The sequence below is a fragment of the Spongiibacter sp. genome, assembly GCF_984394615.1.
This window is the reverse complement of the sequence record NZ_CFHTQA010000065.1, coordinates 1-9,825: the sequence shown is the minus strand read 5'-3', so window position 1 is coordinate 9,825 and position 9,825 is coordinate 1. Positions and strand designations below refer to the sequence as shown.

The following is a 9,825-nucleotide window of genomic DNA, read 5'->3' as shown; positions in this document are numbered from 1 at the left end:
CAGCGCCGACAGCGGCTCGTCGAGCAGCAGCAGGCGTGGTCGATTGACCAGTGCTCTTGCTATCGCAATCCGTTGGCGCTGGCCGCCAGAGAGGGCGTCGGGGAAGCGGCTGCCGGCGTCGGGCAAACGTACATCCTCCAGCACTTCAGCAACGCGCTGGCGAATCTCGGTCTCGTTGCAGCCAGCCATCCGCAGGGGGAAGGCGATGTTGTCGGCCACCGTCATGTGAGGGAACAGCGCGTAGCTCTGGAAAACGGTGTGCACCGGGCGCTGCTCCGGCGGCAGACTCAGCAGCGAGCGGCCATCGAGCAGAATATCGCCGCTGTCGGGTTGCTCAAAACCGGCGATGCTGCGCAGCAGCGTGGTCTTGCCGCAGCCGGAGGGGCCGAGCAGAGTAAAAAACTCCCCGGCCTCGACATGCAGGCTTACGCAGTTCAGCGCCTGGTAATCGCCAAAGCGCCGTGAAACATCGACGATTTCTAACACGCCGGAACTCTCCACAAAAACGTGAAAAAACGGCGCTAATGTCGGGCTATATGGCGGCGCAGTCAATCCTTGAGGGGCGAAAAAATTCCGACATTTTTGCCACTTTTGCGCACTGCCTCATCACGGTGCATGGGCGCTGCGCGCGCGGCATGGCGTGCGGCCGCAAAGCCCGCTAAAATAGCGGGCTTTTCCCACCCTGCGGCACTGGGCGCGCAGGTGTTTTTCGGAGTGTGTTATGTCGGATATCAACAAGGTTGTACTGGCCTATTCAGGTGGCCTGGACACCTCGGTCATCGTCAAGTGGTTGCAGGAAACCTATCAGTGTGAAGTGGTGACGTTTACCGCTGATATTGGTCAGGGCGAGGAAGTGGAACCGGCGCGCGCCAAAGCCCAGGCGCTGGGCGTGAAAGAAATCTACATCGATGATCTTCGCGAAGAGTATGTGCGAGATTTTGTTTTTCCGATGTTCCGCAGCAACGCAATTTATGAGGGTGAGTACCTGCTGGGTACGTCGATTGCCCGCCCGCTGATTGCCAAGCGACTGATCGAGATTGCTAACGAGACCGGCGCCGATGCCATCTCCCACGGCGCGACAGGCAAGGGCAACGACCAGGTGCGCTTCGAACTGGGCGCCTATTCGCTGAAGCCCGGCATTAAAGTGATTGCGCCCTGGCGCGAGTGGGATCTGACTTCCCGCGAGACCCTGATGGCGTACTGCGAACAGCACCAGATTCCGGTCGATTTCTCCAACAAAAAGAAGAAGTCGCCGTACTCTATGGATGCCAACCTGCTGCACATTTCTTACGAAGGCGGCAATCTGGAAGATCCGTACTGGGAGCCGGAAGAAGACATGTGGCGCTGGAGCGTCAGCCCCGAAGCGGCTCCCGACAAGCCCACATACATTGAGCTGGGTTATCAGAACGGCGATCCGGTAACGCTGAACGGCGAGGCGCTGAGCCCGGCCACTATGCTGGCCACACTGAACAAGCTGGCCGGTGACAATGGCATTGGCCGTCTGGACCTGGTTGAAAACCGCTACGTGGGCATGAAGTCGCGCGGCTGTTATGAAACCCCCGGCGGCACCATTATGCTTAAGGCCCACCGCGCCATTGAGTCGATCACACTGGACCGCGAAGCGGCCCACCTGAAAGACGAGCTGATGCCGCGTTACGCCAAGCTGGTGTATAACGGTTACTGGTTCAGCCCGGAGCGCCGTATGCTGCAGGCGGCCATCGACGAGTCGCAGGGTTTCGTGAACGGCACCGTACGCCTGAAACTCTATAAGGGGAATGTGGTCGTAGTAGGTCGCAAGTCAGACAACTCCCTGTTCGACGAGGCGATTGCCACCTTTGAAGATGATGCGGGCGCCTACGATCAGAAAGACGCCGAAGGCTTCATCAAACTGAACGCACTGCGTCTGCGTATCGCCGCAAACAAAGGCCGCTCGCAGCTCTAAGGCTGAGTGGCAGGAAAGAAGGGGGCCGTGGCCCCCTTTTTACTGCGATGGCGAGTCAATAACACAACAAGAACATTCAGGGTGGCTGAGCAGCCGCCTTTCAATATCGGGATCGAGTGCATGATTGGATCAAAACGGGCCTTACTCAAGACCTTTCCTTTACTGGCCGCCGCGTTTGGCATGGTGGCTTGTAGTGGTGACAGTGACTCCAGCAGTCGCCGACTCAGCTTCGAGCTGAACTCCCGGCAGTTCTTCGTTGAGGAATCGCTCGGCACGGTGCAGTTCAGTAATGGCGCCTCGCTGCCTGTCAGCCTGTCTGTTGGCAGTGGTGCGTTCCGCGCGACCGATGAAGGCAGCAATATCTTCTACACGATCACGGATCGCGGGCCGACATTCCCCTGTTCGGACAGTGCGGAGATGATTGGTCAGGCCAATTTCTGCGACGACAACAGCGGTGTGGTCTTCGTGCAGCCGCAATATCAGCCGCGCATCCAGAAATGGAAGCTCAGTGGTGTGGGTACCAAACTCGCGCTGGAGCAGCAGGACACCGTCTTTATCGAGGCGGGGGCGCAAAAAGCCAGTGGCCTGCCAAATGCCAACAGCAACGGTCCCGAGGAAGTGGCTTTCGACCCGAGTGGCAACCAGCTGCTGTCGACGCCGAACGGGATCGACCCCGAGGCGCTGGTCAAGCTCGAGAACGGACGGTTCTGGGTGGCCGACGACTACGGCCCCAGTTTGCTGCTGATTGACAGTGACGGCACCATCCTGCGTCGCGAAGTCCCAGCCGGACGCGGTGCTGACTACACGGGCGCCGCGTACACGGTGAGTGAAAGTTACCTGCCGTCCATTCTCAGCAAGCGTCAAAATGGCCGGGGTATCTCGGCGCTGGCGCTGAGCCCGGACAATGCCTTCCTGTATTTCGTGATGGCGGCACCGCTGGCTAATCCCGGCAGCGCAGCGGCGGCAGAGTCGCGAATCGTGCGTATCGGCAAACTGGCGCTTAATGACGACGGCACGATTTCCAGCATCGACGGCGAGTACCTCTATCGCCTCGACAGCCCAGAGCAATATGCACGCCTGTTTGATGGCAGCGGTGATCTCGACAACGGTGAGCTGATTGATCAGAGCGAAATCCGCGTGACCGAAGCGGCGGCCGTGGACACCGATTATCTGGTAGTGGTTGAGCAGGCGCGCAGCGTCAGTAAGTACTACAAAATCAATCTCGCCGACGCCGAAAGCATTCTGGGCACAAGCTGGGACGACAGCAACACGAGCCCCAGCCTGGAAGAGCAGTTTCTGGTGGCCGGGGTTCCGTTTGTACCCAAACACCTCGGTTTTGACAGCCTGAGCATGCCTCTGCCAAGCGGCATCGACCCGCTGGGCGAAAACGTGGAAGCACTGGCTCTGTTGAGCGCGAATTTCGTTGCGCTGATCAATGACAACCGCTACGGACTGTACGGCGATACCGCAAACCGTATTGCCATCCTGCCCTTGGGCGCCTTCCTTGTTGACAATGTGCCGCTCCAGATCAGCATGGATTACGCTGAATCGGCCAGTATCCGTCGCAATGATGCACAGCTGAACGGCGGTGCTGCCAAGGCGGTGGCCTCCGATTCGACCAACAGCCAATTGTTTGTGCTCAACGGGCAGACGGGCGGTGTGGATATCGTCGACGTCAGTGAGGCACTTTCGCCGGTACTCAATGGCACCGTCGACCTCAGCGCCGCTGAAGCCGATGCCGCTAAAACCTTGGGTGCCGCCACCAGCATTGCGACAGGCAGCGGTTTCCTGGCGGTAGCGATCGCTGCGGATAATCCGCAGGACGATGGGATTGCCGCGCTTTATCTGCTGGAAGATCTGAGCCTTGTCGCGACCTATGACGTGGGCCCCGGTCCCAGTGCCATTGTCTTCGACTTGCTGTCCAGCAGTCTGCTGGTTGCCAACGAAGGCTTGCCGAGCGATGACCACAGCGTCAATCCGGAAGGCTCGATTACGCAGATCGATTTAAGCGATGGCGTCGACAATGTGACCATTAACGACATCGATTTCAGCGAGTTCAACAGTGGTGGAAGTCGTGCTGATGAAGTGCCCGCTGGCTTGAAGCCGCTGGCTCCCGGTGTGACCCTGGCACAGGATCTTGAGCCCGGTCGCATCAGCGTAACCCTGGATAACGACAAAGCCTACGTCAGCCTGCAGAGCAACAATGCGGTGGCCGTGATTGACCTGGAAACTGCCAGCGTCGATGCGCTGATTGATCTGGGCGTCAAAGATTTCGGCGAGGCTCGCAACAGCCTCGACGTCAATGACAACGGCAGTATTACTCTGCAGACATGGCCCGGTGTGGTTGGTCTTTATCAGCCCTATGGTCTTCGCACCTATCAAAGCGGTGGCAGTAATTTCTTCGTGACCGCCAATGAGGGACGAGCCCGTGACTTCAGTGGCTTCTCCGAGTTGCTGCGTGCCAGCGACCTCGACGGTGTAGTTGGGCCGGAGATCGATCCTGCCAACCCCAGTGCTGCCGCCGCCGGCAATGACAGCCAGCTGGGACGTCTGCAGGTCAGCAGCGAGCGCGGTGATACCGACGGTGACGGTGATATCGATCAGATTTCCGCCTTTGGTGCGCGCTCGTTCTCGGTTCGCGATGCGGAAGGTAATCTGATCTACGATTCCGGTAATGATCTGATTCGTGTGACACAGACCCTGCTGGGTAACAATGCCAATGATCGCGATACCCTCAGCGACGAGAAGGGCGCACAGCCCAAGGGCTTGGCCCTGGTTTCCAGTCAAGAGCGTATCTATGCGCTGATCACGCTCAACGGCGTCGGTGGGGTCGCGGTTTACGACATCACTTCACCCTATGGTGTGCAGTTCGTCAGCTACCTGAATAACCGCAATTTTGCGGCATCGCTGAGCAATGAAACGGGTGATGTCGGACCGGAAGGGCTGGCTACCTTCGTGGTTGAGAGTGTGGCGTATCTGGCGGTTGCCAACAGCGCCACCGGCAATGTGCGTATTTTCCGACTGAGAACCGGTACCGAAACCGAGACCGAGTAAGCCTCAGGACTTCACCGGCCGCTTCTGCAGTTTGCGCTGCAAAGTGCGCCGGTGCATCCCCAGCTGCCGTGCCGTGGCTGAGATATTCCCGTCATTTTCCTTCAGCGCCTGCTGAATATGCTCCCAGGTCATTCTTTCCAGTGACGGCGCCTTAATCGGGTCGATGCTTTCGACTGCCGGGCTGCGCCGTTCTTCGTTCAGTGCGTTGAGAATGGCAGTGGTACCCGCCGGTTTCTGCAGGTAGTTGTCGGCGCCCAGCTTTATCGCGTCCACCGCGGTGGCGATGCTGGAGTAGCCGGTCAGCATCAGCAGGCGAATGTCGGGGAAGCGCTCCCGGAGGTAGGGAATAATGCTCAGGCCGGATTCCTGATCAATCTTCAGGTCCACTACGGCGTAGTGCGGACTGAATTGCTGGCAGACCTGCCGGGCACTGTCCAGATCTTGCGCCACCTCTACAAGGTAGCCCTTGCGCTGTAGTGAGCGCGACAGCGCATGACAGAAAGCCTCATCATCGTCGATAACCAGAAAGCGTTTATGTTGGCTAGCATTCATGCATTGTCCTCTTCGCGATAATGGCTGATGGCGGCCAGTGGCAGGCGCAGTTCGAGACGGCTTCCGCCGCCCCGCCGTCGATGCCACTGCAGATTTCCACCATAGCGTTCAGCGGTGGCGTGGCTGAGCATCAAGCCCAATCCCAGGCCTTTGCCTTTAGTGCTGACGTAAGCTTTGTGGATAACGCCTTCGGCGCCTGGCAGGCCGGGGCCACGGTCTTTAATGGCAAGGCAGAGCTGGTCATCGTCTTGATAGATGCTCAGGCTCACCTGGTCCGGAGTCACATCTGCCGCGTTGTTCAGCAGGTTGAGAATGCTTTGGCTTACGGTGCCGTCGAGGCTGATGGTCATGGCGCGCAGCTCGGGCGCGATATCCACCACTAACTCACTGCCGGGTCGCATCAGTTGCCAGCGGTCCACCAAGCCCTGTACGTAGCTGGCCAGGGGTTCCGTTTCAGCCTGCAAGGCGCTCAGGTCGCGCGCAGTACTCACCAGTTTGTCGAGAATCTGCTTGCAGTGATCCACCTGTTCGCTGAGCGCATCGACATCTTCACGCAGGTCGGTCTCCACCTCTTCGCGCAGGTCTTCGCTGATCACCTTGATCGTTGCCAGAGGGGTGCCCAGCTCGTGAGCCGTTCCGGCGGCGAGTGTGGCGACGGCCAGCAATTGTTCATCCTGCAGCTGGCGTTCGCGAACCTGCGCCAGTTCGTTCTCCTTCTGCCGCAGGCTGCTGGCCATGGCGGAAACGAAGTAGGCGATCAGCAGGGCGCTGACCACAAAGTTCATCCACATACCTGCCACGTGCATGTTGAGGGTCATGCCCTGCATGGTCTGGTGGCTGTGGGGCGATAGCGGCGCCAATGGAATGAAGTAAACCAGCAGCAGGCTGTAGGCCAACAGGGACATCACACCCAGTGCCCAGGTGTAGCGCAGGGGCAGGGTGGTGGCGGAGATGCACAGCGGCACCAGTAGATAAGAGATAAACGGGTTGTTGCTCCCGCCGGAGAAATACAGCACCGCAGTAAAGCCCGCGACGTCGACGCAAAGTTGGACAAACAGCTCCAGCTCAATGACCGGCCAGCGCTGATAGCTTCGCCACCAGCAGAACAGCGCAAACAGGGCGATCACCCCCAGCAGCAGTTCCAGCGTGACATAGGGCAGCATCCAGCCGAGCTGATGCTTGGCGAATTCCAGGGCCAGAAACTGACCGGCGATCACCACGCTGCGAATGGCGCACAGGCGTCGGAGGTTGGCGGTATCCGGATTCACGTTGGCTCCTGGCAAACAAAGGACTAAGTATAGCGGTTGACCCTGTTCGGGCCTGCGCTGCTGCGTCATTATGTCGCAGCAGCGCGATGTCGCTCAGCGCCTGATGGTAAACTTCTGCGCCAAACAAAAACAATCATACTCCTCAGGGTGCCTCCTCCTATGTATAAAACGATCCGGCAGGGTCTGCCGTTACTGGCGCTGCTTGTCAGCACATTCAGCATTGCCCATGAAACCGCTCCTGCGGCTGCGAGCATGGGGGCAAGCTCTCATGCACCGATTGGCGTGATGGGTGATCACCGCCATAAAGTGGGAGAGTGGATGCTGTCCTATCGTTATATGGCGATGGAGATGGAGGGCAATCTCGACGGCGGTGACCGTGTGTCGGCAGGGCAAATTACCGGCACGATGATGGCGCCGGGGCCCTATATGGTGGCACCGCTCAGCATGGACATGGAAATGCATATGTTCGGGGCGATGTACGCACCGAGCGACGAGGTCACCGTCATGCTGATGTTGCCGTATCTGCGCAACGAGATGACGCATGTAACCCGTATGGGACAGCGTTTTACCACGCGCAGTGAGGGGGTGGGTGATGTTAAAGCCTCTGCACTGATCAAACTTTATCAGAGTGACGACGCTCGCCACCGACTGCATGCCAACCTTGGCGTGAGTCTGCCGACGGGGAGTATTGATGAGCGTGACGACACGCCCGCGCAGAATGAGGCGAAGCTGCCTTATCGCATGCAGCTCGGCTCCGGCAGTGTTGATCTGATGCCCGGAGTGACCTATACGGGGTTTGGCAACACCTTCAGTTGGGGCGCGCAGCTCATGCTGACTGTGCCCACCGACTACAACGACAATGACTACCGGATGGGCAATCGCGGCCAACTCAGCGGCTGGCTGGCACGCAGTTTCACGCCAGCCTTCAGCGGCTCTCTGCGCCTTATTCACAGCGCCTGGGGCAATATTGATGGTGCCCGCGATGATCTGAACCCGATGATGGTGCCCACGGCAGATCCCGGTGCTCAGGGCGGTGAGCGCAGCGAATTGGCCGTGGGGGTGAACTATCTCTTCACCAAAGGCCGTGCCAAGGGCCACCGCTTGGCGCTTGAGTACAGCGAACCGGTCTACCAGCATCTCGGTGGCCCGCAAATGGAACAGCAGTCCACGTTTACAGCGGGTTGGCAGTACGCCTTTTAATCCAGGCTTAATTTAGCGTCGGTAAACTGGCATTACGTGGTAAATTACACGACGACGCAGATTTACCAGTCGTCGTTACTGTCTTGCCTGTCCGGTCTGCCGGCGGCATTGAATGCTCGAGGGGGGCGTTTTCATGTCAAGGAAGTTACTGATTAATATCCACCTGTATCTGGCCGCTTTCTTTGCACCGATGGTGATACTGATGGCGATCTCCGGTGGTTTGTATCTGGTCGGTATTAAAGGTGAGCAGCGTGTGGAAAGCTCCGTGCTGCTGCCGGGTAGCCTGAACCTGGATAGCGTGCAGCTGGAAGAGGATGTGCGGGCCTTGCTGGATCAGGCCGGTTTGGGCGGCGATTTTGAGCAAGTTAAAGTGCGTGGCCGGGAGGTGAGTACTCGTCCCAGCAACCGTCTTAACTATCGTCTGACGCCCAGTGAGGGGGGGGTGCAGATCGATGTGGTTAAGCCGAGTCTTCAGGCGTCTTTGATTGAACTGCATAAAGGGCATGGCCCCCAGTGGTTCCGTCTCGGGCAGCAGATTTTCTCTCTGGCGCTGGTATTGATTATGCTCAGTGGGCTGTGGCTGGGACTGGCCGCCAAAGGTCTGCGCACTCGCACCCTGCAATTATCGGTAGGTGGCCTGGCGGTCTTCCTGCTGTTGGCGCTGTTTGCCTGAGGCTCAATCGCGAAAGTACACCTGCACCAGATGGTAGCCGAAACGGCTTTTGACCGGGCCCTGAACCTGCCGCAGCGGCCCGCTGAATATGGCCTTATCAACGCTGGCGACCATCTGGCCTTTCTTTACTTCGCCAAGATCGCCGCCGCGCTTGCCTGATGGACACTGGGAGTGTTTGCGGGCGAGCTGCTCAAAGTTATCGCCTTTCTCCACACGACGTTTCAGTGCCTTGGCTTCGTCGGCTGTTTTAACAAGAATGTGGCGGGCCATGGCGCTGCGCATCGAACACTCCGAGGATACTTGCGGTCTGAAAACGGGGGGGTGAGTATATATAATCCTGTTGTTTTCTTCTTTCGCAAATACGCTGAAACCTTATGCCCAGAGTGCCGTTCTGCTTTGCCGATATTGCCGCTGAGTGCCGCGTTGAGTCCGGGGTACACCGGCTCGATGGCCGCCGGCTGGGATTGCGAATTACCGTGCCCCAGGCATTGCGGGAGCGCTACCCCTATTGCGGCAGTGCCTACGGGTTTTTGCAGGAGCTGCGACGAGAGATTCTGGACTACGGCCTTGTCGAGTTTCCCGGTCTGCCATTAAATCCCCAAAACTACACCTTGGCTCAGCGAGCGCCTCAGCAGCATCAATACAGCAGCAATCCCTATCTCACCGACTTCTGTCAGCAACCGCATCAGGACACGCCGCCCTATCCTACGGCGTTCTGGCTACCGGCGCCGCGTCGCTATTTTGCCACCTGGGTGATGGGCGAGGACGGGGTGCAGCGCGTTATGAGCGCTCTGCGTAGAGGCGCGTCAATCGACGAGGTTCACCAGCGTCTTCAGGCCCAGAGTATTGCGCAAGGCTGGGGGCTGCTGGTGAATCAGCATCCGGGTTTGCTGCTTATCGACAACAGCTCCCGCAACCGCTTGTTTCACGCCCGCAGTGGCAACTGGCAGGCACAGCGGGCGGAGCCGGATTTCGATACTGACACCCCGATGTACGCGTTCAATGAGGTGGGGCTGCTGAACTATATCGACGTGATGGACAGCCGGCGGGGCACGGGCGACCGCAATGCCGACGAGTGTGAGGAGCTGCGGCGCTTTCTGGAAAGCGAAGCGCCGTTTGTCTGAGCTCAGGCCATA

The 9,825-nt window shown here is 58.6% G+C and carries 9 protein-coding genes; 5 read left to right on the top strand and 4 right to left on the bottom strand.

The features are described 5' to 3' along the window. Window positions 1-486 (bottom strand): ABC transporter ATP-binding protein (locus AC5DB9_RS16025; protein ID WP_491732088.1); only part of this gene is annotated, 486 nt, incomplete at its 3' end. Between the two features lie 235 nt (window positions 487-721). On the opposite strand from AC5DB9_RS16025, the gene AC5DB9_RS16020 reads away from it, so the two are divergent. Next, window positions 722-1,942, top strand: coding sequence for an argininosuccinate synthase (locus AC5DB9_RS16020; protein WP_272993966.1), 1,221 nt, complete (start codon window positions 722-724; stop codon window positions 1,940-1,942). 120 nt (window positions 1,943-2,062) lie between these two features. After that, on the top strand, window positions 2,063-4,996 hold the full coding sequence (locus tag AC5DB9_RS16015; RefSeq protein ID WP_272993965.1) for a choice-of-anchor I family protein: 2,934 nt from the start codon (window positions 2,063-2,065) through the stop codon (window positions 4,994-4,996). Window positions 4,997-4,999: 3 nt separating this feature from the next. Here the strand turns inward: AC5DB9_RS16015 and AC5DB9_RS16010 are convergent, their stop codons facing one another. Continuing rightward, the gene (locus AC5DB9_RS16010; RefSeq protein ID WP_022960659.1) at window positions 5,000-5,548 is read right to left on the bottom strand and encodes a response regulator transcription factor; all 549 of its coding nucleotides are present in this window, start codon (window positions 5,546-5,548) and stop codon (window positions 5,000-5,002) included. Next, on the bottom strand, window positions 5,545-6,816 hold the full coding sequence (locus tag AC5DB9_RS16005) for an ATP-binding protein (protein WP_022960660.1): 1,272 nt from the start codon (window positions 6,814-6,816) through the stop codon (window positions 5,545-5,547). The genes AC5DB9_RS16010 and AC5DB9_RS16005 overlap by 4 nt, the downstream gene beginning before the upstream one ends. Before the next feature lie 159 nt (window positions 6,817-6,975). Between AC5DB9_RS16005 and AC5DB9_RS16000 the strand changes: the two genes are divergently transcribed. Beyond that, window positions 6,976-8,016: a transporter gene (locus tag AC5DB9_RS16000; RefSeq protein WP_272993964.1), complete on the top strand. Its 1,041-nt coding sequence runs from the start codon at window positions 6,976-6,978 to the stop codon at window positions 8,014-8,016. Window positions 8,017-8,149: 133 nt separating this feature from the next. Continuing rightward, the gene (locus AC5DB9_RS15995) at window positions 8,150-8,689 is read left to right on the top strand and encodes a PepSY-associated TM helix domain-containing protein (RefSeq protein ID WP_272993963.1); all 540 of its coding nucleotides are present in this window, start codon (window positions 8,150-8,152) and stop codon (window positions 8,687-8,689) included. 3 nt (window positions 8,690-8,692) lie between these two features. Here AC5DB9_RS15995 and AC5DB9_RS15990 read toward each other — a convergent pair whose 3' ends face one another. Beyond that, window positions 8,693-8,971 carry a peptidylprolyl isomerase gene (locus tag AC5DB9_RS15990; protein WP_272993962.1) on the bottom strand — a complete coding sequence of 93 codons (279 nt, stop codon included), beginning with the start codon at window positions 8,969-8,971 and terminating at the stop codon, window positions 8,693-8,695. Between the two features lie 92 nt (window positions 8,972-9,063). On the opposite strand from AC5DB9_RS15990, the gene AC5DB9_RS15985 reads away from it, so the two are divergent. Next, a complete protein-coding gene (locus tag AC5DB9_RS15985) occupies window positions 9,064-9,813 on the top strand; it encodes a hypothetical protein (RefSeq protein ID WP_022960664.1) in 750 nt (249 codons plus the stop codon). The last annotated feature ends 12 nt before the right edge of the window (window positions 9,814-9,825 follow it).

Bases quoted from the DNA above. Each gene is read 5' to 3' on its own strand.
- AC5DB9_RS16020 (WP_272993966.1), top strand. From the start codon at position 722: ATGTCGGATATCAACAAGGTTGTACTGGCCTATTCAGGTGGCCTGGAC.
- AC5DB9_RS16015 (WP_272993965.1), top strand. From the start codon at position 2,063: ATGATTGGATCAAAACGGGCCTTACTCAAGACCTTTCCTTTACTGGCC.
- AC5DB9_RS16010 (WP_022960659.1), bottom strand. From the start codon at position 5,548: ATGAATGCTAGCCAACATAAACGCTTTCTGGTTATCGACGATGATGAG.
- AC5DB9_RS16000 (WP_272993964.1), top strand. From the start codon at position 6,976: ATGTATAAAACGATCCGGCAGGGTCTGCCGTTACTGGCGCTGCTTGTC.
- AC5DB9_RS15995 (WP_272993963.1), top strand. From the start codon at position 8,150: ATGTCAAGGAAGTTACTGATTAATATCCACCTGTATCTGGCCGCTTTC.
- AC5DB9_RS15990 (WP_272993962.1), bottom strand. From the start codon at position 8,971: ATGCGCAGCGCCATGGCCCGCCACATTCTTGTTAAAACAGCCGACGAA.
- AC5DB9_RS15985 (WP_022960664.1), top strand. From the start codon at position 9,064: ATGCCCAGAGTGCCGTTCTGCTTTGCCGATATTGCCGCTGAGTGCCGC.